The sequence below is a fragment of the Psychrobacter sp. DAB_AL62B genome, assembly GCF_028895345.1.
Classification (GTDB): domain Bacteria; phylum Pseudomonadota; class Gammaproteobacteria; order Pseudomonadales; family Moraxellaceae; genus Psychrobacter.
Window position 1 is genome coordinate 449,114 of the sequence record NZ_SAXC01000003.1, and the last position, 25,169, is coordinate 474,282.

Consider the following 25,169-nt stretch of genomic DNA (forward strand, 5'->3'; position numbering starts at 1 on the left):
ATTCGTATTTTACGGTATGCTTTGACAGGCTTTTAACAAAGTGAATAAAAGCCATTAACGATTTAATGGATAGGTAGTGATACCACTGCTTGGACTATCGACTCTCGTAAAACCTTGCGACGTCGATTTCGGTGTTTGATCGCGCTTAGGAATAAGGGGATTGAGTGGCATCAATTCATAATCTGCACTGACGCTACCATTCCAACCTTCCGTCCCGCTTAATGGCAGCTGTTTAATCGTACCGTTTTTATCGATGACCAGCTGGAGCACACGCATTTGGTTATATTTACGCTCTGTAACGCTGGCTACTGCGCCGCCATCACGTAAAATAGTCGGTTGTAAAAATATGATCAAGTTACTCTTTTGGGTGTTGTCATTGTCCGAGCGGAACAATCGACCGATAAAGGGCACATTACCCAGACCTGGGACTTTTTGTTGGCGAGTGGTAGAGTTGTCACGCATCAATCCACCTAAAGCAATGGTCTGCTGATCATCTGCCAGAATGGTCGTATTAATCAGGCTTTTGTTGGTAATCAGACCACTGGCGTTTCCAGTACTGCCTGGTACAACAGACGAAACCTCTTGTGAGACTTCCAACCGTACAGTGCCATTTTCACCAATATGTGGGATGACGTTTAGATTAATACCAATATCTTGGCGATCAATCGTCTGAAATGGATTAGTCGAAGAGTCACTACCAGTGGTATAAGAACCTGTGACAAAAGGCACGTTCTGACCCACTAAAATACTGGCCTTTTCGTTGTCCAACGTCAAAATCGAGGGCATAGACAGTAGATTGGCACTGGTCGAAGAATCAAGCGCCTGTAAGATAGCCCCATAAAACTGTGCATTACCTTGGCTGTCTTTACTACTACTGCCAATACCAACCAAAGCACCAACGATAGAGCTGGCAGCAGCACTAATAGCTCCTCCTCCTCCTAACGCTGCTGCTGCCAGACTGGTTGCACTCGCGCCGACATTATTAAAGTTGACCACGCCATAGCCACTATTGGCATTACCTAGCGCCCATTGCACCCCAAGCTGAGTGGCATCATCGCCTGAAACCTCGACAATTGCAGCTTGAATCAATACCTGAGCGCGGCGACTATCCAACTGATTGACGGCATCTTCAATCTCAAACATTAGCTCAGGTGCCGCATTGACGATGACGGCGTTCTGAGTTTCATCAGCGATGATACTAAAGGGTCGACCACCGACACCTGTACTTGCACCACCTGAACTACTATTCGGTAAAGCTGCGGTACTTGTATTACCCACACTGTTACTACCAACACTACCGTTAGCACCGCTATTTAGCGTCGATCCTGTCGTGGCGGCATCGTTCAATGACGCAGATTCTAATGTTGACGAAGCGCCGGCGCTATTGATAGATTGGCTAGCAAGTAGGCCGCGAAGCATTTCTGCAATATGACCGGCGCTGGCATATTTTAAGCGGAAGACACGTAGACCACTCAAACGCCTTGTAGGTGTAGTATCCAACTGATTGACCATCTCTAGAACTTTAGCAATCATCTCAGGACTGCCTTTAACCAGCAGTCTATCGCTAGCCGTGTCAGCGATGACCTTAAGCTGATTGTTGCCGCCTTGGGCTTGCCCGCTACCAGCGCTCGTAACCAGTGCGCTAATCAACTCCATCATACGCTCGGCATCGACATGACGCAGTGGAATCACTTGCAAACTGTCATTCACATTGCTGTCTAAATCACGGATGAGCGCTGTCAACTGGTTTAGGCTATCAGCACGATCAGACAATACCAAGGCATTGACCCCAGGCACAGCCGCGGCATGTGCGGACGGCGGCATCAGCGGTCGGATAACTCCTAACACTTCTGCCGCTTGGGTATTGGTCAAATAAATCACGCGCGTTGCTAAGGCTTCGCCGACACTATCACCGCGTAAATCCACAGCGACACCGGTTTGTTTGGCGACATTATCTGGTACCAGTTTAATCGTTGTTCCTGAATCGATAGCAGCAATACCATTGACCTGCATCACACTTAAAAATAGCTGATAAATCTCATCACGCGACAATGGTTTATTAGAAATAACGGTCACATTACCGTTGATGCGCGGATCAAGAACGAAGTTTTGATTGGTAATGGTCGCCACTTCATTAATAAACGCTTTGATATCAGCATCTTGTAAATTGACCTTCCAGCTCTCAGCACTGACCAGTCCGGTACTAGCCGCCCATAGTGGCACTGCTAAACAAAGAGGACGACACAGCCGCATCAAACGCTGCAAGATATGATGCAAAGGCGTGACTGAAAAATTATAAAGACTTACCATATTGATAATTACCTACAGTGATGGCGCTTGGTATGTACTGAGTTTAATGTGTACTGAATATTGTTGGTTATCATATTGCTAACGATAGCATTCATCAAATAACCATGGAAAAGAATGCCTTTAAGCCACCCTATTTTACCTAAAACTGCTGACGAATCGTAATCACTTGATCGCCACGTTGTACCTCTATCTGTGCCTCACCTGCTTGTTTGACTTGTTGCAATACATTAGCATCCTGTCCAGGATTACTGCCGACACTTTGCCCATTGACCGTCAGCACCCGATCACCGGGTTCAAGTCCTAAGCGATTACGCAGATTGGCGGGCATGGCTGCCGTGACTTGATAGCTGTCACCACCAGCCATAACGCCCATTCTACTCAAATAACTGGCAGGATTTTCTTGCAATTCAGTGACCGCCTCATCAATGGCAGATTGGGGAGCACTTTCGCCAGTCGCTTCGGTAGCTGGTTGACTATCGGTATTGGTTTGGTCAGGCAAAGGCGCCGTAGGTAACATGTTACCATCTTGCAAACGCTGATTACTGACGGCACCAGCCATCATAGCACTTTGGTCAAGTGGCATTGCTTCTGGCATTCTAATTACCGTTTCTTTATCAGTGGCATCCGCAATGATAACCTCATTCCAAGCGACAGCGACTAGGGTATAATCACTGTCTTTTAGAGTATCACCAATTCGGTAGTTTTTAACCTCACCATTGACGTCTAATAATGCTGAAGACAGACTCTCTGGTATGGCGAGTAAGACGCCTTTTAGCACAATATTAGGCGGCGGCTGTACGGCAGCAGCGACTGGGTCAGGGTCGGCAAAAATAGCGAATAGACTGCTATAATCTGTGCTGGATGTGGCATTATTCTGTAAAGGCACGAGCGGTAATGTCGGTGCTAAAGGGGGCGCGAGCAGCAACCATAGTAGCCGCGCTGCTGTCCAGCATAACCAAGCAATCACCAATAACAGCAACCAAGTTGAAAATCGATTCAAAATATTAAGCACAGGTTTTAAACTTGTGGAGACAGTCATCATCTAGCGTGCCCCTAACCCATTCATCAGCGGCTGACGCACACTAACGACTGGCGTATCTTGCGGCGCTTGTCCTTTATATTCTGGCATATTTTCTAACAGACGCTGCGTCAAGCTCACATCTAGCATATTGTCGCCATCGATATATAAGTCGCCTAAACGCTTATCCTGATTGTTTACTAGATTAATATGCAGCAGCTTTTTATTATTCTTCTGCTCCGCACTTAGCTCGGCACGCAGCGCTGGTATGGTGATATAAAAAACCTTACCGCCGCTAGGATAGCCTACTTCACCGCCAACCCATGTCAACTGTCCATCCGCTTGACTAAAACCAGATAAATTTTTACCTGAATCCTTGTCTGCGGCACTTGAGTCAGACTGACGTTTTAACGATACGTTGTTGACCTGAATCGGTGTATTCGGCAATTGCCAATCGACCACACTGGCCAAAGTTTCAGGCGCAATCTTACCACTCATGTCATTCACCTCCCATGAGCCTAGGCCTACTTTTACTTGGCCATTGAGGCGTGTTGGCTCGGAATTGATACTGACCTCTGCACCAAGCTTGCCTAATAACAAATACCATGGCTGCCAAGACCATTCAGCAGCACCTGTCAACGGTGTCGATGATAAAGGTATTTGCCAAATCGCTGAACCTTGCCACAAATTACCTGACACGTGCTGGACATAAGGCGATTCTGGTGCATATTTTTCAAGTAACCACGCCGCTGGCATTTGCAAGACGGCAAATAGCGCAAATAATATAAGCCCAATCAGCCACCACAGCTTACGGGGACGCTTATGAGACGACGCAGATACTTGGGGCACGGTTGCATAACTCTTATATAAGACAAAAACGTCATTATCATAGCAAACAATAGCATACAGATGACAGAAAAAAAGCCAGTATCTTTTCGCCAAAATACTGGCAATAAAGATAATGGCTTCGGTGTACTTATAAGCTTTCGATCTAATTAATGATTAAACGCACTATAAAGCTTAATCATATCGATAAGTCAGGCAACGTAGACAGAGCATTAGTTACGTTGCCAAATTAGACTTATGTTATTAGATAAAAAAACTAGATAGCAAAATCTTCGAGTTTACGACCTGCGCCTAACGCGTCTACCAACCATGTTGGTTTACGACCACGGCCAGTCCAAGTTTCTTCGTTATTATCGGTGTTACGATACTTAATGCTACGCTTTTTTTCTAGTTTCTCGCCCGCTTGTAAAATCTCTTCAATACTGGCAGCACTTTCTTCCGCAATTTTCTCAAACTGCGTATAAGCATCATACAAACGCTGGTGTTGCTTTTGCGCAATAAGTTGCTGCGCATTTTCAGTAATGGCGCGTAGCTCATCAACATTTAAATCATTTAAATCAATAACGTTATTTTTATTCATAGTATTTTCCATATTAAAATAAGGGATATAAAGTAAATAGAATCTCTATTAATAGCTGATTACTAAAAACTGAGTGATTCTCAAATAACTAATCTTGTGAACGTTAATAATCAATTGATTGGTTAATGATTAATCTTCTATTAACATTTAAAACCGCAAGTAGCGACAATATAAACAAAAACATTATCTATAACAATGACTGATTACTGTTAACAATGACTGGCTGGTGTTTCTATCCACAATAATAGGTAAGAGAATTAAATAAACAACTATTTTTATAGCTCATTATAAATAAAACCACATATGTGATAATGCATTAAAATAAAAATAGCTATCTTCACCATATAACAAGTATTCAAAATACAACATTTAGACATCTTTCTTTGTATACATTTTACGTCATTTCATTAATGTAAATAAAGGAAACCCCGCTAATGGCGAGGTTTCAGATTGAATTCTTTACAAACTATCTTTACACTTCCTTTCTTATATGATTTAGAAAGGGATATCATCATCTACAGGACCGTCAGGCATGGCGGTAGGCTTAGACTGCGCCGGTGCTTGAGTCGGTTTATTAAACTGGTTCTGCTGAGCGGGTGCATTCTGATTATTAAAGCTGTTTTGATTGCTACCTTGTGACATACCTTGAGCTGCACCACCTTGGTTATAACCGCCTTGTTGAGCTGGCTGATTGTTTGCTGGTTGACCATAACTGTTCTGGCCACCTTGACCTTGGCTTTGACCACCGAACCCGCCGCTCTGATTGCCATAGCTACTTTGACCTTGGTTCTGACCGCCACCAAATCCGCCACCATCATTACTACCGCCAGTTGCACCGTCTAGCATTTGCATTTGTTCAGCGCGAATCTCAGTGATATAACGGTCTTGTCCATTTGGATCCTGATATTTACGCGTACGCAAGCTACCTTCGATATAAACTTTACTGCCTTTACGAAGATACTGCGCGGCGATTTCGCCTAAACGATTGAACAATGAAATACGATGCCATTCAGTTGCTTCTCTTTTTTCACCGCTCTGCTTGTCTGTCCACTGCTCAGAAGTGGCGACCGAAATATTGGTCACGCCACCGCCATTATTGAATTGACGTGCCTCAGGGTCTGCACCGAGGTTACCGATGATGATAACTTTATTTACACCGCGCATAATACCGTCCTTTTACTTATGAATAATGTGATTACCAGCTTTAATCGAGTATTTAATATAAACTATTAATTCTAGCAGTAATATGGTTTTACTTTAACTATTTTTCTGTTAAATATCTAGAGGGCTTTGGGCTAAATGCGACAGCTCCTGTCGCGAAGTATCTGTGAGCTGTGTCTTGTCCAATTTTAAATAAGCCACTTGTTCTTTTGCCATGACCACCAACTCATCAACACCATCGACTGCCAGCATTTGCCGTGACCAGTCCTGAATATTGATATTTTTAGGTATGGTAACAGTAGTACTTGCTAAATACGGTGGATCGGCAATAGGAATAATAATGAGTAACGCTACACCCATGATGGCAGCCAATATTCCCCAGGCCAAAAGATTGGGCTGACTTAATAATAATCCGCCCATTGCCCCGCCGACAAAAGCACCAAAGAACTGGCTGGAGGAATTCAATCCCATCGCGGTGGCTTTATTGGCGACTGGGGCGCGCTTAGATATCCACGAAGGAATCGTTGCCTCAAGCAAATTAAAGCCCATAAAATATAATAATAAGCCTAATATAATACCGACACCGACCTGACTACCTAATGCCAATATGGCTAAAGCGGCGGTCATTAATGCAATCGCTGCCAAGAATACTTGGCGCATTTTACGTTTCTTTTCTGCGATGATAATAAATGGTATTGCGACGGCAAAGCCAATAAACAATAAAGGCAAATACACCAAACCTTGCTGGCGTACCGACAGACCCATTACCTCACTAAGCTGGTGCGGCAAAATGACAAAAATGGCGGTCATGGTCAGATGTAGGGCGAAAATACCAATGTGCAAACGGTTTAAATCACCAATTTTTAGGACTGTTGCTAACTGCTGACCAATCGATTTATTGTCTAAATTATGCTTAAGCACGCGCATGGGCGAAGGTACGACAAGCAGCAGTAGCATTGCCAATACGGCAAATCCGGCAGTCAACCAAAACAGCCCAGAAATACCAAGCGAGCCAACTAATAAGGGACCAAAGGCAAAAGCGAGCATGATGGAGGTCGCAATGGTCAAACCCATCGTCGCCATCGCTTTGGTGCGCATCTCTTCACGAGTGACATCTGCTAGTAACGCCATCAATACCGCAGAGACTGCCCCACTACCTGCCAGCGCCCGACCAATAATCACCTCATAAATATCCGTTGCATTTGCTGCGATGATACCGCCGACGGCAAATAAGATAAGACCTAAAAATATAATAGGCTTACGCGGAAATTTATCCGCCGCCAAACTCATTGGAATTTGAAATATCGCCTGCCCTAGCCCATAAATACCGACCGCCAAACCAATCAGAAACGGTGTCGCATGCGCATAATTATCACCATACACAGAAAATACTGGCACAATCATAAACAAACCAATCATCCGCAAGGCAAATATGCCACCTACCCCGAGGATTGCCCGTTTTTCTACGCTATTCATACTTGCCTCACTGGTTCATCATTGCTGGTTTAACACAGCTGCACTCTGTTTTATCAAGGCGTTGACCACAAATTAAGCTCACTAGTATAAGACATTCGCCGTTTGCTTGCCGAGACTTTTACCCTGCTGCTTCACCATCATAGCGGACACTGACTTAAGCTATTCATTTTACGCGATAATTTTGTTACTAAGTGCATTTCATGCGTTATAGCACCTTGAATAATGCCGCTATCATGACAATAAAGTAAGACGTCGGAAATGTTATTGTCCGAAAATATTGTATGACAAATATTTTTATAAAAAGACGTTGTTCGACTAAATCTATAACAAACTGCTCATATTACTTACCCTTTATTTAGATTACCTTTATCCATTTCAAGTGCTAAATGCATAATATAAAAGAGAGAATCATTACTATCGCTTTGTGAAAACTGCACGTTTTTATAAAGCCATATTAATTTAAATAGTATTTTTAAACACATCCACGCTTTTGATTCATCATTGCTTTTAATTAAGCATTTAACTCAACTTTATTTAGCCCTTTAAATTTTAAACATTTTTTATATACCCTTTTATCAAATAGGAAATCTATCAACGATGGCACACGAGTATATTAAGGTTCGCGGCGCACGCACTCATAATCTAAAAAATATCGACTTAGACATTCCACGCGATAAATTTGTGGTGATTACGGGTTTATCAGGCTCTGGTAAATCGTCATTGGCATTCGATACCCTTTATGCCGAAGGGCAACGCCGTTATGTCGAGAGCTTGTCGGCGTATGCGCGTCAGTTCCTCTCACAGATGGAAAAACCTGACGTCGATAGTATCGAAGGTTTATCGCCAGCGATTGCTATCGAGCAAAAATCCACCAACCATAACCCACGCTCAACGGTCGGTACGATTACCGAGATTTATGACTATCTGCGTCTGCTCTATGCGCGTATTGGTACGCCTTATTGCCCAGAGCATGGCGAACCAATGGTCGCGCAGTCGGTCACTGAAATGGTCGATCAAGTGATGGCATTGCCCGATGATACGAAAATCATGATTCTTGCGCCAGTCATCCGTGAACGTAAAGGTGAGCATACGGTATTGCTAGAGCAGCTGATTGGGCAAGGCTTTGTGCGCGTACGCGTCGATGGTGATGTTTATGATACCGACGAGCTACCGACATTGGACAAGAAGAAAAAGCATACCATTGAAGTCGTAGTCGATCGCTTTAAAGTCCGTGATGACTTGGGTAACCGTGTTGCTGAAAGCTTAGAGACGGCACTACGTTTAGGTCAAGGACTAGTTACGCTGCACTTTATGGATGGCAATCCAAAAGAAGGCGGCGATGAAAACCAAGTGATGTCAGCCAAGCACTCATGCCCTGTTTGTGATCGTGCAGTGTCTGAGCTTGAGCCGCGTATGTTCAGTTTTAACAATCCATATGGCGCTTGCCCAAGTTGTGACGGCCTCGGTAAACGTCAGTATTTCTCTGCTGAAAAGCTAATTACCCATCATGAAAAATCGCTCAATCAAGGCGCGATTAATGGTTGGGATAAGCGTCATGCTTATTACTTTGGTTTGCTATCTACCGTTTGCAATCATTTTAAAATAGACATGGATGCACCGTGGCAAGATCTGCCAAAGGCGCAGCAAGACTTAATCATGCAAGGCTCAGGTAAAGAGAAACTCACTTTTAATTTTACCGATGAGCGCGGTCGTAAAACCAATAAGACTGTGCCGTTTGAAGGCGTATTACCTTATTTAGAGCGCCGTTATGCCAAAACCCAAAGCAATCTCGTGCGTGACGAGCTGGCGAAATATTTGGCTGATACCACTTGTAACGTCTGTGATGGCGCGCGTTTGAATGAGATCTCACGTAATGTCCGTGTTGAGGATCACACCATCGCCGAAATCGTCAAGCTCTCTATCGGTGACGCGGCTGACTATTATAAAACCCTGAAAATTGGCGGGCATAAAGGTGAAGTCGCGGAAAAAATCTTTAAAGAGATTAATGAGCGCTTAAACTTCCTAGTAAGCGTTGGGCTTGATTATCTATCCCTTGCCCGATCTGCTGAAACGCTATCAGGCGGTGAAGCGCAGCGTATTCGTTTAGCCAGCCAAATCGGTGCTGGTCTGATGGGCGTGATGTATGTGCTTGATGAGCCTTCAATCGGTCTACATCAACGTGATAATGATCGCTTGCTAAAAACCCTAACGCGCTTGCGTGATTTAGGTAATACGGTACTGGTCGTCGAGCATGATGAAGATGCGATTCGCCAAGCGGATCACGTCATCGATATCGGTGTCGGCGCAGGCGTACATGGTGGACACATCATCGCTCAGGGTACGGTCGATGACATCATGGCGAATAAAGAATCGCTGACTGGACAATATATGTCTGGTAAGAAAAGAATCGAGATTCCAAGTATTCGTCATAAAGCCAAAACTATCGAGTTGGAAGTCAAAGGTAAAGCCAAGCCTAAACAAGTACCGATGACCATTGAGCTCAAAGGCGCATCCGGCAACAACTTACATGATGTAGATTTGTCTTTACCAATCGGTATTATGACTTGCATCACTGGCGTTTCTGGCTCAGGTAAATCAACGCTGATTAACCGTACCTTAATGCCACTTGCCGCGACGCAATTGAACAATGCCTCAACGCTCATCGCGGATAAACATGACAGTATCAGTGGTCTTGAGCATTTGGATAAAATGGTCGATATCGATCAAAGCCCAATTGGTCGTACACCGCGCTCAAACCCAGCGACTTATACTGGCGTATTTACCCCAGTACGTGAGATGTTTGCACAAACGCAAGAAGCGCGCGCCCGTGGTTATAAAGCCGGCCGCTTTAGCTTTAACGTCAAAGGTGGACGCTGTGAGATGTGTCAGGGCGATGGTCTCATCAAAGTCGAAATGCACTTTTTGCCTGATATGTATGTGCCGTGTGATACCTGTGAAGGCAAGCGCTATAACCGCGAGACCTTGGAGATTCACTATAAAGGTAAAAATATCGCCGATGTCCTAGATATGACCGTTGAAGATGCCACTGAGTTCTTCTCAGCCATTCCAGCGATTTATCGTCGTCTGCAAGCATTGATGGATGTTGGTCTTAGCTATATTCGCTTGGGTCAATCTGCACCGACGCTATCAGGCGGTGAAGCACAACGTGTCAAACTGGCGCGTGAGCTTGCCAAGCGTGATACCGGACAGACGCTCTATATCTTAGATGAGCCAACCACTGGTTTGCATTTCCATGATATCGATAAGCTGCTACATATCCTGCATACCTTACGCGATAAAGGTAATACCATCGTCGTCATCGAGCATAACTTGGATGTCATCAAAACGGCGGATTGGGTGATTGATTTGGGTCCTGAAGGCGGTAAAGGTGGTGGACTGATTATCGCGGAAGGTACGCCTGAAGAAGTGGCAGAAGTCAAAGGCTCATATACTGGTGAATTTTTAAAGCCAATGCTTAAGCAGGCGATGAAAGAAGTGAGTTAATAGAAATTAGTTAATTATTGATAAAAAGGCTACTCTTTAGGGGGTGGCCTTTTTTGTTGGGTTTAATTCAGATTCAGTGCTAATATCATCATTAATATACGAACATCTGTAAGGTAGTTAGCAATGGCAAATGTAGTAAATATTGAAAAGAAGCTTTTGAAGCTTATCAATAATAAAGACTCTTTTGCTATTGCTCTGACTGGTGAATGGGGTATTGGTAAGACGCGCTTTTGGAATAATTTCTACGAGGAAAACCATACAGATTTAGGTGTTAATAAATACTCCTATGTCTCTCTTTTCGGTATAGATTCAATAGAAGCATTGAAATTTGAAATTGCCCTTAGCACCCATGAGACCACTCAGAAAAAAGACTATCTCTCTGGTCTCAAAGGTATCTTCAAAAAGAGCTTGGATGTCATAGATTTGCCAAAGCTTGAAGGTACAGGCGTCACGTTATCTCTTGGTAAAGGCTTGATTAGCAGTGCTATCACTAGTCTTATCGGAGACACTTTGATTTGTATTGATGATATTGAAAGGCTATCTAAGAATATAGATATCAAAGACATAATGGGGTTAGTTAATCATTTAAGCTTAGAAAAAAACTGTAAAGTAGTAGTGATATTACACGAAGATAAAGCAGATAAAGATTTTAGAGAATATAAGGAAAAAGTGTTTGATGAAGTTTTAACTTTAGATAACTCATTGTCTATCATCAAAAAGATAGTTGTCAATAATGAGCTTTTTTCTATATATGAATTTTTTTATCAAACTATGGACATCAAAAATATAAGATTTTACCAGCGAGTTGAAAGAACTTTAAAAGCTATACTAGATAATTCAGATGATGACTTGTCCTTCATTAGTAAAAAGCAAATTTTGGAAGCTCTTTTAATTATACGTATGGCACATGATATGCCTTCTACTTTTGATGATACTATCGATTTCGATTTCTTTGTGAAGTCATTCAGCTCACCTAGAGTCGATGAGCTGCGTGGTTACGACCTTGATCTTGCATTCAAATCAGATGAAGACAGATTAGATGATAAAGAAAAAGTTGAAGTAGCAAGAAAATTCAAATTGATGGATGATACTATTTCTCAGTTTTATAGCTACTTTGAGCTTTCAGGCTGGAGTAAAATAATAACAAGCTTACTTATTGATTTAGACACAGAAAGTGAAATTATCGAAGAATTAAGCCGATCCGATAAACTCACAGAAACTCAATTAGAAAACGATAGAGAAAAGCAAGAGTTGATGACTGAGTATCATAGCTTAAGCCCAGAACATGGGTTTAACCAAAGAATTTTTGATAATATCGAACATAGAATAGATAGGGAAATGCTTCCTAACTTAAGCTTCTACTATAATATATTAAGGAAAAATGGAGCTTCTGATCTATCTAACCAACTTAAAGAGTTGGTAGAGAAGTATATTGAAGTAAGAGTTGTAGAAGGTTCAGAGCAAGGTCTTATGGAAAGCTATTATTTAAATCATTCAAATACAAATGATATTTTTTATAATTTTCTCCAGCAAACTATAAAAAAACATAAGAGAGAGCTTACTTTAAATAACAACGCTGATACTATGTCTAAAATTTTTATGCGATTTTGCAAACATGGAAATCATAGTGAGGATTTTTTTAAAGCTATACAAAATATTAATAAAGAAATTTTTAGTCATGTCATTTGGCAGCCACTTGTTGATGGGTCAAGTAGAATGCTATATATTCGAGAATTATTAAAACACCCTGCCTTTAGAGTTGATATTGCTAAATTTAAGAACGCAGATAGGATTGATACAGCAATTTGGGATTATCAAGAGCTTGTAAATGCTCAAAAGCCATCTCCTTTTATCCATCAACCAGTTATTATTCAAAGCAAGTTAAATGAAGTTAAGCAATGGACTCTAGAGCTACTTCAAGAGAGAATCGTAGAAAAACCGAACAGTAAAGCAGCTATCGATCATCTCTTAGAGCTTACGAATAACTTAGAAAATATTTAATAGCTAAGTACAGATATTTTTGTTTCGTGTTAGGTGTCACATAGTTCACTCAACATACAAACTAAAGAGGTTAGAATGGGTCCTGATCCAAGTGATGGCATCATTACTAATATAGATAGAACATTAGGTATCGCCTACATTCAAGATACGTACGAAAATACTTTATTCCATTACGACTTGTCCACATACGCAGGTAAGGATATCTTATTAACAGGTACTCAAGTCGCGTACTATAAACTTTATAACGATACCCCAATAGCAGTTGCGTTATTTACTATAAAAGAAACAGATAATTCTGAACTGCTTAGGAGCCATGATGAAAAATACCATCATGGCTCTCATTTTAAACAGAAATTCGAAGTACCCAAGTATAAATTTTTTTTCTTCGGAATATGTTTTTCATTAGGTGTTATTGCAGGACTGCTCGGATTGTTTTAATTTTTATTGTTAAGCTTATGCTGAGTGAATAAGCAAATATAGGTGAATTGAGATAGCCAATTAACAATAATATGAGTCTAAAATCTATTAGCTAAATAAACTCTCTCTCAACATTCATCATCCGCGCATCTACCGTCCGTTCTATTTTGTCTTCGATTTGACTGCACTGCGACTCAACCTCACGTTTAGATAACCCGACTATCACAAACGTCCACTCGCTGGCGTCATGCCGATCACGCTCGCCACTCTCACATACCGCGACGCTTGGCATATTACCAAAGCGTGCATGCAAGCCGCCCATGCGTTGGCGCTTCTCTTTTAACGAGCCACATCCGGACAAGGAAAAAGTCAGAGTTAGGATGCCGATATGCATTTTATCCTCCTTATTAAAGTACCATGTCTACGTTATCTGGTTATGTACGTTTAATACACCGTTCCCAAAACCAAATAAACTGACGGTCTGGCTTCTAATTACCCAACACCCACTCATCATTGACCTGATAAACTTTAAAATTCGTCTTATTGGTACGACTAGTACCCGCAATCGTCTGCGTGATATCAGCGGTACACATATACGTATTATCGCCTTCCGTAGTAACACAGTTGATATTCTCGACGCTTTCAAGCTTTGGCATCATGCCTTCCATCATGCCGCTCATGGCTTTTGCCATCTCATCATTGCCTGCATTCGCCATCGCATCATCCATCATGCTGTTGGCTTGCTCATATTGCGCTTCGATTAGCCCTTCAACTGTACTTTCAGAAGGCGCATTTGAGCAGGCAACAAATAGTGGGGTTAACAATGCTATCGCAGCCAATTTCTTTAAATGATTCATATCACGCTCGCTGTATTTATAAAATTAATGTGGCTATTTTTTGTGTCTAAAAGGTTACTTGAACTATACAGAATTATTTCATTTAGCCCAACTGAATTCACGTTATTTGCTTAAGTTTATTTAATAACACTTATTATGATGTTCAAATAGCTTATGTTAAATAACGTTAGAGTATTTGAATTTGAGCTGATACAGACAGTGCCATCAAGATACTGCTATGATGCGATTAACAATGACCGTTGAGGGATAACCATGTGGCAGGTGTATTTTTTTATTTTACCGATTGGTCTAGGTATCATGACCTTGGCAGCAAGCTTGTTGTTTTTGTTCGCCTACCTGATGTCCAATGACAATGCCACGCGCTTGCCAGCGTTTAACTGGTTTAAGCGCTTAATCATTGTGGCATTCATCTTACTGAGTGTTGGTCTGTTTATGACTTTTGGACATTTTTGGGGTCAATAAAAGCAGACTTTATGTGTTAACTATTTTTTCTAACTCTAATAACTCTAAATCCTGACGTTTTGGCTCACCATTATTACCATCCATTGGAAACGGCATTTTATTACCGTTTAGCTGATAGCCACGGCGCTGATAATACGCCAATAGCTCAGGGCGGTGGCTTAGAATAGACATAGTAAGACGCGCAGGTTTTTCATCAGTTGCCTCTATATCTGATTGTAAATGCCGCTGGGCAAAAGTTTCTGCGGCCTGCAATATCTGGTGACCAACCCCATGTCCTTGCAGCTCTGGATGTACCGCAAACATACCGATATAAGCTTTTTTATTACCGTCATTTTTATTAGCAGCAGCATCGACTTTTATATCGACAGCGATACAACCTAACAATTCGCCCGTTTCTTCGCCATCGCGTTCACCAGTGGTGGTTTTTGGGTAAACAAAAAGATAGTGTTTTGGATTAGCGATGGTATTAGCCAGCTCATCTTGAGTGATACGAATACCACCAACCAAATCTGCTTCATTGGTCCAGCCTTCTGTCTGCCGGTAGCAGCGGTTTAATAACTGTTCAAGCGCGTCAATATCACTTGCTTCAGCTTGACGTAAAAATACCAATTCTGTATTCATATGGTCTTTCTTCATATTGTCGGTTATCCCTTTCTTATAAACATATTATTAAGGCTGACCTAATTGAATAGACCAGCCTTAATAATAATACGTATCAGTTTTGACTACTAGCGCGATAATGCCAGCGCTTGTTCGATAATATCAAATCCTGCGTTAATCTGTGCTCGTGTTGGGGCATGACCACGGCGCAATAGTTCAGAGAATGCAACCAACTCTTTGTCGCGACCAAGCGAGCTTGCTGCACGAGCGCGCGTGTCTTCACCCTCGTCATCGAAGTAATATTCGATATAATCAAAGCTGTCTGGTGTACCAAGTAGAATGCCATAGTCTGGCGTCGCAGCATGTCCGCTATAGCGTAGGCTTTTACCGTATTGCATCGTCCAAAAGAAAGGAATACGCTCCGCCAGCGAGTTGATGTTATCTTCATTTAAGATAGCAGCCGCCGTTACTATGCCATGCTGCAAGGCGACGCGCCAATGCTCGATACGCATACGCCCCATTTGATTGGTCGCTTTGGCGATATCGCCAAGTGCATAGACACCATCGCGCAGTTGTAGATGTTCATCGACTTGTACGCCATCTGGATGATTTGTGTCATTCAATAATTCGATACGCGGTGCGACGCCTGTCCCCAAAATCACGATATCAGCGTCTATCTGCTCACCATTTGCTAATTTAACGCCACCAACTTGCGAGAAATTCGCCTCTTTTAAGCTCTCATCACTCGCATTGTTGTCACTCGCACTATTGTCATTGGCGCTGTCATCAGTAGCTTTTTCGGTTTCTGTAATTTCAGCGACGCTGGCATTAAAGATAAACTTAACGCCGCTATCTTCATGCAACTTAATAAGCGCATTACTGACGGTTTCAGAAACAATATTACCCATCACGCGATGGTCTTGTCCGATGATGGTAATAGAAGCAGTCGTGCCTGCTTGTGCTAATGCTGAAGCGACTTCCATACCGATAAAACCTGTACCAACAATCACCACACGCTGGTCATGACTGGCAGCTTTAATCAATTTGGCATCATCCATACTGCGTAAGGTGTAGACACCATCAAGCTTAGCACCTTTAAAAGGTGGTATTTTTGGCTCAGCGCCTGTTGCCACGACTAAGAAATCGGCTGTTTGTTTATCACTATTACCATCTTTATCTTTAATGACAATCGTACGTTCATTGGGCAATACTTCGCTAACGGTTTGGTTTAAGCGTAAGTCAATATCGTTTTTACTCGCCCAATCTGCGCCGCCAAGTAAGAGCTTTTCTTCAGGCATATTCCCTGCCAAAAACGCTTTAGACAATAAAGGACGATTATAAGGAGCTTTGTCATCAGCACTAATCAAGGTAATCTTGCCGCCGTAGCCCGTATGACGGAGCTGATTGGCCGTCATAAATCCTGCACCGCCTCCGCCTACAATAATAGTATGAGTGTCAGTCATTTTGTCGTTTTTGATCTGTTTGTCTATTTTAGCGGCTGTATTAACGGTCAAATTATCGCCATTATCGACGATTTCGTATTGAGTCAATCCTGTCATAGCAACTGGTTCTAATAGCGAGCCGTCGCTGCTATCAAAAGTACCATGATGCCACGGGCAGATGACTCGATTGCCACAACGTAAACCATTACCCAAATCTGCCCCTGCGTGCGGGCATTTACCATCGAACGCATGAAATGTACTGTCGTCGCGGGTAATTAAAATGATACTATTATCATCCTGTTTATAGGATTTCATACCGCCATTTGGAATATCGTCTTTGCTAATGGTGACGGTGTTAATTGTTGTGTTGCTCATAAGTTTTCCTTAACGATTATGATTATTTCCTGATGAAAACGGGGTGATATGACTTTATCAAATCAGTCATATCTCATAAAAAATTCTATATTTAAAAAAACAGATTAATTGATAGTAGCAAGCCCACTCAGCTCGCGATGTTTCTTTGTATATTCGCTGCGTTGCAAAACGTAATTTCATGGCTTTTTATCTGGGCATTTGCTACTTCAAACCACCGCTTTTAAACAAAAAAAGACCCCCTTATGACTTCTCAAGATGACCACTTAAACGTTACCACGACTTCTGAGTCTGCTTTGAAGAATACTGCATTCGATAACGAAACATTTGCCAACGAGCAGCCCAATCTCTCAAATATCGATATTACCGCAGCGGCTGATACTGCCAAATTACCACAGCCTATGCAGCCACCTTTAAAGCGCGCAACTTACAAAGCCCAAACAACCGACTTTATCGTTAATGAGTTGTTGCCATTAGACTTTACAGGCGAAGGTGAGCATTTATGGCTGCATATAGAGAAGTCAGGAATGAACACCGCTTATCTTGCCAAACTACTCTCCGAATGGGCAGAAATACCATTACGCGACGTCGGTTATTCTGGGCTTAAAGACCGCCATGCGCTGACGACACAATGGTTTAGCCTGCGGATACCAAAAAAGCAATTGCCAGAATCAGAATTTGCGCCAGTAGATATCGGCGTCGATGAGTCAGTCAGTATTCTCGCCCAGCAGTGGCACAATAAAAAGCTCAATCGCGGTACGCATCGCGCCAATCAATTTATCATTACCTTGCGTGATATTCAGTTTGCAAGTTTAGAAAGTGAAACACCTGAGCAGGATTTATCTGCTAAGCAAAGTGCCAAGAGCAGCATCGAGCGACATTTAGCAAATATCAGTCACAGTGGCGTGCCCAATTATTTTGGTCCACAGCGTTTTGGACGTAACGGCAATAATATTAGAACTGCTTTGGCATTATTTGATCGTCCAGCACAGCAAAGTCGACCACAACCCAAAAAGAGCAAACGTAAAAGCGCACCGCGAGAGCAAAACACTATGGAGCTGTCTGCTGCGCGTAGCTTGATATTTAATGAGATATTGGCAGCACGCGTACGTGATGGCAGTTGGGATACAGGACTGGCAGGTGAAGTGTTTAACTTAGATGGTTCAGGCTCGATATTTGCCAGCGAAGAAATAGACGACACTTTACAGGCGCGAGTTAAAACCGGTGACATTCATCCAACAGGCGTTTTGTGGGGCGTGGGTAATGATAAAGTCAGCGGCATAGCGGCAGCAATTGAAACTGATATCGTAGATCAAAGCCCACTATTAAATCAGCTAGCGGCAGGTTTAGAGCAGCGCGATATTAAGGCGCAAAGACGAGCGCTGCGCTTACCTATTGAAGCATTGAGCTGGGAATGGCATGATAAAGATGATGAACAAGCGCTAGTATTAAACTTTACTTTGACGACAGGTAGCTTTGCCACCAGCGTATTGGCAAGTTTGGTGCAAGAATTAAGTACATCGCCATTATCTATGTAGCAACTAATTGAATGCTCAAAATGCTCAAAAGGTTAGAGTGCTGAGTTGCTAGATGATGGCATAAAGTGAGATAGCCTTACTACTTTCTGCAGCTAACATATCATTGGCACTGACAACTTGATTGCGACCACGATCCTTGGCCTCATATAAGGCTTTATCGGCAATACAGATTAAACGCTGGCAAATATCAATGGGCAATTGTGCCTTTGCGATTTCTGTGGCGACTCGTTTTCTTCTATGCGCAACTCTTTTTTGCGAGCTACTTTGCTTCGAGCTGGATTGCTCCGAACCATTGTCTTGCGAGTCTTTGATATTTGCGTTTTGCTTTTGTGAGCTTGTTAACGGCGGTGTGCTCTCTTTTAGCGCTACCGCTTTATACTCACTTTGGATTCGAGCGCGCTCATCGTGAGTCAAGGTATAAACCCCTAAACTGGCAGTGACGTTAAAATCTGCATTGTCATCACTACTGATGACATGCTGAGCAATATCTCGACGCAGCTGCTCAGCAATGCTCATCGCCCTATCATGCTGAGTATCAGGCAGCACAATCAAAAATTCTTCTCCGCCATAGCGACTTACAATCGCATCTTCTGTTAACGACTTTGATAGCGTTTGTGCAACTTCGGACAATACTTGATCGCCAACATCATGACCATAATTGTCATTAATATTTTTAAACCAGTCTAAGTCTAATAAAATAACACTGAAATCCTGCTTATCTCCCATTGCCAACAGCGCCTGCTGCATTTGCGTCAAGCCGTAGCGGCGACTTTTTAGCTGAGTCAACTCATCTTGATTGGCATACTGCATTATCTCAGCTTTACTATTATCTAATATCAATAACAGTGTACGAAATATATAGATGATAAAAATAGCTTTTGGCAGCGCCATATAAATATGGGTGCTGCGCCAAAAAAATGCTGAGGAAAAGCGTAGTTGATTGAAGGTATCCCAACTTAGCGTACCATTTTTGAAAATAGAGGCGGAGATGGCATTTTCGATAGCTGTCGTTTCGCTATAGGTCAGATAGCTATAAGTATCTAAGGGAAAAGAAGTCATGGTCATCTGGCGCAGATTGGGTATGGTAAAGCCAAAATAGGGAATCAACGTGACCAAAAAAATTAATACGATGTGCCCTAAAAAGGCTTTCCATACATAGCGTCGCCGTATGAGCATCATTCCTAGCATTGCTCCACCGACTAGCGAGATCCCAGCGACCAAACTACTGTGCCCCATAACCAAAATAACCACAGCAATATAAACGCTATAAAGCGCCACTAAAATGGCCTGCCACTTATATAGTGAGCCATTGTCTTTTCTCATCGGTGATAAACGGCTGACCATCCATATAAAGAAGATACCCAGCAGGGTAACCCCAATCCACAAGGGGTAAAACAATTCCATATCTACGTAGGAACCACAAGTATCTTGGCGCCACCAGACAAATAAACACCAAAACCAATGTGATGTGATTTCCATCAAAACAAACAATGCCAGCAGTAATGCCCTATCAGCAGCTTGCCACTCAAAAATCACTCGAGAGAGTTTTTTGTAGCCTAGATGAGATATCGATAAAGCCATAATGGGCTACCGCAAATAATGAAAGTTATTGAGCTAAAACCAGAACAGTCAACCAAGCGTCATGACTTATAGTAAACCTAAACTTACTCCTTGAGTGTGGCAATTTTTATCTTATTTATCAATCCGTTTAAGTGATTTATGCGTCATCAAATGACACCCTGATTTAGCAAGCATTTAACCAACATTTTAATGAATACTGGCATTCATGCGACGTTTGCGACTTAGCAATATTTAATGATGAAAATTTTGAGGCTACGATAAGGCTGCAAAAGACTGCCAAATACCTTGCTGCTCAGGATGCAAGTTTGGCACATCGCCTATACGGCGCCACGGCATATTACTGCCATGGAAGTCACTACCTATCGATGTGACAAGATTGTGCTCAGCGATACTACGATCAACCATTCTACGAGTGCTTACAGGTTCACTATTGGCAGGTAGCTCACAGGCATCGCCGCCAAGCTGGGCAAACTCTTCGATAAGCTTACGTACTCGTGTCGCTGAAAGCTGATAGCGCGTGGGGTGTGCTAGCACAGCCTTACCACCGCAAGCATGTATCAGCTCAATACCGTGCTGCATCGTCAGCGCTTCAATGGCCACATAAGCGGGCTTATTGTCAGCCAGATATTTATCAAAGGCTTTTTGTACGGTCTTAACCTCACCGCGCTCAAATAATACTTGTCCAATATGCGCGCGCCCGACCGCTTGCGGATTGTTACCCGCTTTATAAAGAACGGCTTGCCATAGTTCATCATAATCAATGTCAAGCAACTCACTGAGTTTTTCAGTGATGCGTTGACCACGAGTGGCACGACTGTCTTGCAACTGTTGTAAGGTCGCATGCATTTTTTCGCGATCGGTAAAATCCAACCCAAGTACATGAATGATTTTATTAGTAGATTTATTTTTACCGTAGCCGCCGCTGAGCGTGTGCTCACAGCTGATTTCAACACCATTAATTAATTGTATATTGCAAGCTTCAGCCGCCGCGCGTGCCTCATCGATACCCAATAAGGTATCATGATCGGTCAAAGCCAACACATTAATTCCCGCACTATGGGCGCGTTGTACCACTTCTGCAGGCGCATAAGTACCGTCAGAACAGGTGCTGTGGCAATGTAAGTCGATTTTCATAAAGCTGGCCTTAAGGTTTTGAATGTGTTGTCAATTTAAATGTGTCTTCGATAATGAATATGGTAGCAGTAAAATGAGGTAAAAATGGCTAAGGCGTGCCATATAAGACGATTATCGTGTTGATTGCTTTTTTTTGGCGCAGTAGACGTGTAAACTACCCCATACGTTTTTGTTGGACACCCTATTTGCTATGAAAGCCTTATTAGACTTCATTCCCTTAATCGCGTTTTTTATTGCCGCTCGTTACAATGGTATTTTAGCAGCAGCAGGCGCATTGCTCGTTGCCACTATCATCATCTATGCTATCCACTTTGTGCGTCAAAAAGGCAAGTTTGATAAACAACAATGGGTCGTTCTATTATTAACCATCGTCTTTTGCGGTGGCACACTGCTATTGCGTGACGACATCTACCTACGTTGGAAGTCACCGATTATTAACGGTATCTTTGCTATAACGCTTTTGGTGAGTGCTGCTATTAATAAGCCACTGATGCAATTGGCTATGAAAGATGTTTTTTCGCTGACGATGAGTGGCTGGAAGAAGTTAACTGTCGCTTGGGCATTGTTTTTTGCCTTTATGGGCGTGCTGCATTATATCACGGCATTTACGATGTCAGATGAAGCTTGGATTAACTTTAAAACCTATGGCTGGATTCCAATTATGCTGGTATTTGTGGTCGCCCAATTTTTAGTGTTAAAAAAGCACCTCAATCCCGCACTAACCGACAAAGCAGCTAAGTAAAAGACCATCAAATAGAAAGCCATCACATAATATTTATTACTTTATAATAAACAACCACTTATTTCTAAATTCCAATTGTGACAATGATTAATCATATAGTCTAATTAGGTAGAGTGATTAAAAGTATTGTTATTGATTATAGCGCTTTATTCTTACTATTAATTGAGGAAGCAATATGTCCTTATTTGCCATTATTGGTTACGATGTTGCGGGTAGCAGCGCCCAACGTCAGATGACGCGCGCTGAACATCTTGAACGCTTACAAGTATTGAGTCGTGAGCAGCGACTGATTATCGCCGGTCCAACGCCTATTGAGCACGGCAAAAGCGAGATGTCTGGCAGCCTTATTATTGCTGACTTTGACTCTCTTGAGACGGCTCAAGCTTGGGCAAGCGCTGATCCATACTTGCGTGACGGTGTATACAGTCATGTAGATATCAAGCCTTTTATTCAAGCATTACCAGCAGCTACTGACCGTTCGGCAAATAAGCCATCAGACAAGGTAGCAGCATCGTGATTCAGCAGTTATTTTCATTAAATAGTCATATCTATAAAACTGGCTTTACTAGTATTGTATTACTCGCTGCCATATCGGTACAAGCTGCGCCAACGGTTACCAATGCCGATCCAGCAGCAGTGGCTATAACAACGCCCAACGATGTTGCCCCAACAACGACTGCGACCACCGCTACAAATACCGCGCCAGCGACGAATATTAACGATACCTTAAAGTTTAACGATACCTTGGCGGCACAGCTGCAACCATCCAATAAAGCATTATCGGCAGCCAATCAGGAATTACTTAGCCGCAATGCCCAGCTGCAGCGCCAAGTCAACGATTTGCAGACTCAAGCAAACGTTTTGGTGTACGAGAGTAAAGGTCAAATATTTTTATATGGGGCATTTACCGTCTTGATTAGCTTGTTGGTCGGTATTTTTATCTCATGGTTGGTTTTTGTGCGCCGTGAACGTTGGTAGCACCATTTTTCATCGACTTGCTCTATCTGTTTACCTGATGCCTATTTGATCACTAATTGAGGACTTATCTATGCCCAAGCCCTCTTCTGCCACTATTAATGTACCTCTTACCGCTACTAACGCTCTTAAACATGCTGAACGACCAAACGTTATTGTGCCTGCTCAGATTGAATGGCAAACGGATGATGCTGGTAACAAAGTGCCGGTATCAGGCGAATTTGGCGATGTCTATTTCTCGCATGCAGATGGTTTAGCAGAGTCACGTCATGTATTTTTGGCGCATAACCAATTGCCGGAGCGACTGGCAAACCTTGCACCGAAGCAATGCTTTACTGTCGCTGAATTGGGTTTTGGCACTGGTTTGAATTTTTTGGCGACGTGGCAACTTTGGCGCCAACTTCGCGCTGATCAGCCTCATTTAGCAACGGCACGCTTACACTTTATTACCACCGAAAAACATCCCATACCACTGACAGACTTAACACAGATACTGGCACGATGGGCACAGCGTGCGCCTGAACTAGCAGAATTGATTGAGGAGCTTTTAGCCAACTATCCACCGCTGATTGCCGGTTGTCATCGGTTGAATTTCTTTGCGGACAATATAACGCTTGATATCTGGTTAGGCGATGCTGGTGACAGCTTAGCAAGTTTAGGCTTTGAGACAGTTATTCAACGCCCTTATATTGATGCATGGTTTTTAGATGGCTTTGCCCCTTCTTGTAATGAGACATTATGGGCAGACAGTATATTTACGCAAATGCAGCGACTATCACGCGCTGGTACGACTGCTGCTACTTATAGCTGTGCCGGTATCGTCAAACGCGGACTACAAGCTCATGGCTTTGCCATTAAAAAAGTCAAAGGCTTTGGGCGCAAGCGCGAGATGCTCACCGCTGTCATGACTGAGCCCTTACAACTGGATGACCAACCCACCTTATATACCTATCCGAGTCACACAGTCGTTATTGGTGCCGGTATTGCAGGACTACTTACTGCTTGGACGCTGGCCAATCGCGGTATCAATGTCACTATTTTAGACAAAGGCGCACCGCTATCTGGCGCATCCGGTAATCCACGTGCCCTCCTCGCCCCTAACATGACGCCTATTCATCATGTCTATGAGCACCTGCATTCTATTGGCTATTTATATAGTGGCAGATTATATCGTGACTTTAATAAGCAAGCCGCGATCCAAAAGACGCCGTTGATACTTGAGCAGACCGGCACTCTAGATTTATTAGTAAAAACCAATATTGGTACTGAGCAGATTGCAGACTATCCAAATGCGATGGCAACTACGATTACTACTGAAGAAGCGCGGCGGTTAAGCGGCTTAAAAGCTAAAAACTTAGCAGACAATTTATATTTACCGCAATCTGGTTTGGTCAATCCACAAGCTTTAAAAACTGTCATCCTTGCGCATTCGAATATCAATTATCAGCAGTTTAGTGTTACCGATATTAAAGAAACAGAAGATAAAGTTGCGGTGAGTGGTAATAATAGCCAAAGCCCTATCACTATAATCGCTGACAATGTCGTGATTTGCGCAGCCTATGAAAGCCATCAACTAGATAAACGTATCGTGAAATGCCGTACCATCCGTGGGCAACTGTCTTGGTTCACGCCAACTGCTGAACAAATAGCCAAGCTGCCTAAATTACCGCTCAAATACAGTGGTTATTGTGCGCCCTTTATCGGGCAGAGCGGTGATACTGAGTTGAACACGATTAGTGAAAATCAGCCGCAGTTTTTACTTGGTGCAAGCTTTGTCGATGGCGATGCCAATATCGATATTCGCAGTGAGGAAAACCAGCAAAATTACGATAAATTGCTTGAAGATTTACCTGAATTGAGTAGTGTATTGCCAAATGATATCAGCACATGGCAAGCGCGTGCCGGCATTCGCACCCAAACGATTGATTATCATCCACTGGTCGGTCTACTCGCGCAAAGCAAGCGCCTATGGACACTGTCAGCGATGGGTGCAAAAGGTTATGCGTTAGCACCGATATGTGCTGAGGCGTTAGCGGATATGATGTTAGGCTGTTTTACGCCCTTATCTGCTGTGATGTTAGCGCGCTTATCGCCCAATCGAGCGCGGCTACATAAAGCGCGTAATAAAGTGAGTAAATTATCGAGCTAACCTT

Annotated in this window: 21 protein-coding genes; 9 read left to right on the forward strand and 12 right to left on the reverse strand. The window is 42.8% G+C overall.

Annotated features, from left to right (window positions below; all coding sequences use genetic code 11):
* Positions 1-54: 54 nt before the first annotated feature.
* From gspD to EPB74_RS07060, 6 genes are all read right to left on the reverse strand, one after another.
* A complete protein-coding gene (gene gspD / locus EPB74_RS07035; RefSeq protein WP_274903537.1) occupies positions 55-2,310 on the reverse strand; it encodes a type II secretion system secretin GspD in 2,256 nt (751 codons plus the stop codon).
* Between the two features lie 139 nt (positions 2,311-2,449).
* Positions 2,450-3,352, reverse strand: coding sequence for a type II secretion system protein N (locus EPB74_RS07040; RefSeq protein WP_274903538.1), 903 nt, complete (start codon positions 3,350-3,352; stop codon positions 2,450-2,452).
* Complete coding sequence (gene gspN / locus EPB74_RS07045) at positions 3,353-4,177, reverse strand: type II secretion system protein N (RefSeq protein ID WP_274903539.1); 825 nt, start codon at positions 4,175-4,177, stop codon at positions 3,353-3,355.
* 253 nt (positions 4,178-4,430) lie between these two features.
* On the reverse strand, positions 4,431-4,754 hold the full coding sequence (locus EPB74_RS07050) for an H-NS histone family protein (protein WP_089554199.1): 324 nt from the start codon (positions 4,752-4,754) through the stop codon (positions 4,431-4,433).
* Between the two features lie 495 nt (positions 4,755-5,249).
* Positions 5,250-5,918 carry a single-stranded DNA-binding protein gene (gene ssb / locus EPB74_RS07055; protein ID WP_274903542.1) on the reverse strand — a complete coding sequence of 223 codons (669 nt, stop codon included), beginning with the start codon at positions 5,916-5,918 and terminating at the stop codon, positions 5,250-5,252.
* A 108-nt stretch (positions 5,919-6,026) separates the two neighbouring features.
* Positions 6,027-7,391 (reverse strand): MFS transporter, encoded by a 1,365-nt coding sequence (locus EPB74_RS07060; protein ID WP_274903543.1) that lies wholly within the window; start codon positions 7,389-7,391, stop codon positions 6,027-6,029.
* Positions 7,392-7,988: 597 nt separating this feature from the next.
* Here EPB74_RS07060 and uvrA point away from each other — a divergent pair.
* The 3 genes from uvrA (at position 7,989) to EPB74_RS07075 (ending at position 13,334) form a co-directional block, all read left to right on the forward strand.
* The gene (gene uvrA / locus EPB74_RS07065) at positions 7,989-10,895 is read left to right on the forward strand and encodes an excinuclease ABC subunit UvrA (protein WP_274903545.1); all 2,907 of its coding nucleotides are present in this window, start codon (positions 7,989-7,991) and stop codon (positions 10,893-10,895) included.
* 123 nt (positions 10,896-11,018) lie between these two features.
* Positions 11,019-12,896 carry a P-loop NTPase fold protein gene (locus EPB74_RS07070; RefSeq protein WP_274903546.1) on the forward strand — a complete coding sequence of 626 codons (1,878 nt, stop codon included), beginning with the start codon at positions 11,019-11,021 and terminating at the stop codon, positions 12,894-12,896.
* A gap of 75 nt (positions 12,897-12,971) precedes the next feature.
* Complete coding sequence (locus EPB74_RS07075) at positions 12,972-13,334, forward strand: hypothetical protein (protein WP_274903547.1); 363 nt, start codon at positions 12,972-12,974, stop codon at positions 13,332-13,334.
* A gap of 91 nt (positions 13,335-13,425) precedes the next feature.
* Here the strand turns inward: EPB74_RS07075 and EPB74_RS07080 are convergent, their stop codons facing one another.
* Complete coding sequence (locus EPB74_RS07080) at positions 13,426-13,707, reverse strand: DUF503 domain-containing protein (RefSeq protein WP_274903549.1); 282 nt, start codon at positions 13,705-13,707, stop codon at positions 13,426-13,428.
* A 94-nt stretch (positions 13,708-13,801) separates the two neighbouring features.
* The gene (locus tag EPB74_RS07085) at positions 13,802-14,170 is read right to left on the reverse strand and encodes a hypothetical protein (protein WP_274903551.1); all 369 of its coding nucleotides are present in this window, start codon (positions 14,168-14,170) and stop codon (positions 13,802-13,804) included.
* A 252-nt stretch (positions 14,171-14,422) separates the two neighbouring features.
* Here EPB74_RS07085 and EPB74_RS07090 point away from each other — a divergent pair, with 252 nt between their 5' ends.
* A complete protein-coding gene (locus EPB74_RS07090; RefSeq protein ID WP_165767596.1) occupies positions 14,423-14,632 on the forward strand; it encodes a hypothetical protein in 210 nt (69 codons plus the stop codon).
* 9 nt (positions 14,633-14,641) lie between these two features.
* Here the strand turns inward: EPB74_RS07090 and EPB74_RS07095 are convergent, their stop codons facing one another.
* Positions 14,642-15,268: a GNAT family N-acetyltransferase gene (locus tag EPB74_RS07095; RefSeq protein WP_274903553.1), complete on the reverse strand. Its 627-nt coding sequence runs from the start codon at positions 15,266-15,268 to the stop codon at positions 14,642-14,644.
* Between the two features lie 92 nt (positions 15,269-15,360).
* The gene (locus EPB74_RS07100) at positions 15,361-17,049 is read right to left on the reverse strand and encodes an FAD-dependent oxidoreductase (RefSeq protein ID WP_274903554.1); all 1,689 of its coding nucleotides are present in this window, start codon (positions 17,047-17,049) and stop codon (positions 15,361-15,363) included.
* Positions 17,050-17,447: 398 nt separating this feature from the next.
* Between EPB74_RS07100 and truD the strand changes: the two genes are divergently transcribed.
* Positions 17,448-18,584 carry a tRNA pseudouridine(13) synthase TruD gene (truD, locus tag EPB74_RS07105; protein WP_446740028.1) on the forward strand — a complete coding sequence of 379 codons (1,137 nt, stop codon included), beginning with the start codon at positions 17,448-17,450 and terminating at the stop codon, positions 18,582-18,584.
* A gap of 48 nt (positions 18,585-18,632) precedes the next feature.
* Here truD and EPB74_RS07110 read toward each other — a convergent pair whose 3' ends face one another.
* The gene (locus tag EPB74_RS07110) at positions 18,633-20,165 is read right to left on the reverse strand and encodes a GGDEF domain-containing protein (protein ID WP_274903556.1); all 1,533 of its coding nucleotides are present in this window, start codon (positions 20,163-20,165) and stop codon (positions 18,633-18,635) included.
* A gap of 252 nt (positions 20,166-20,417) precedes the next feature.
* The gene (locus tag EPB74_RS07115) at positions 20,418-21,299 is read right to left on the reverse strand and encodes a PHP domain-containing protein (protein WP_079692466.1); all 882 of its coding nucleotides are present in this window, start codon (positions 21,297-21,299) and stop codon (positions 20,418-20,420) included.
* A 190-nt stretch (positions 21,300-21,489) separates the two neighbouring features.
* Between EPB74_RS07115 and ispZ the strand changes: the two genes are divergently transcribed.
* The 4 genes from ispZ to mnmD all read left to right on the forward strand — a co-directional run bounded on the left by ispZ (position 21,490) and on the right by mnmD (position 25,165).
* Positions 21,490-22,041 carry a septation protein IspZ gene (ispZ, locus tag EPB74_RS07120; protein ID WP_079692467.1) on the forward strand — a complete coding sequence of 184 codons (552 nt, stop codon included), beginning with the start codon at positions 21,490-21,492 and terminating at the stop codon, positions 22,039-22,041.
* A gap of 175 nt (positions 22,042-22,216) precedes the next feature.
* Positions 22,217-22,558 (forward strand): YciI family protein, encoded by a 342-nt coding sequence (locus tag EPB74_RS07125; protein ID WP_274903557.1) that lies wholly within the window; start codon positions 22,217-22,219, stop codon positions 22,556-22,558.
* Positions 22,555-23,019 carry a hypothetical protein gene (locus EPB74_RS07130; RefSeq protein ID WP_274903558.1) on the forward strand — a complete coding sequence of 155 codons (465 nt, stop codon included), beginning with the start codon at positions 22,555-22,557 and terminating at the stop codon, positions 23,017-23,019. The genes EPB74_RS07125 and EPB74_RS07130 overlap by 4 nt, the downstream gene beginning before the upstream one ends.
* Before the next feature lie 70 nt (positions 23,020-23,089).
* Positions 23,090-25,165 carry a tRNA (5-methylaminomethyl-2-thiouridine)(34)-methyltransferase MnmD gene (gene mnmD / locus EPB74_RS07135; RefSeq protein ID WP_274903559.1) on the forward strand — a complete coding sequence of 692 codons (2,076 nt, stop codon included), beginning with the start codon at positions 23,090-23,092 and terminating at the stop codon, positions 25,163-25,165.
* Positions 25,166-25,169 lie beyond the last annotated feature (4 nt).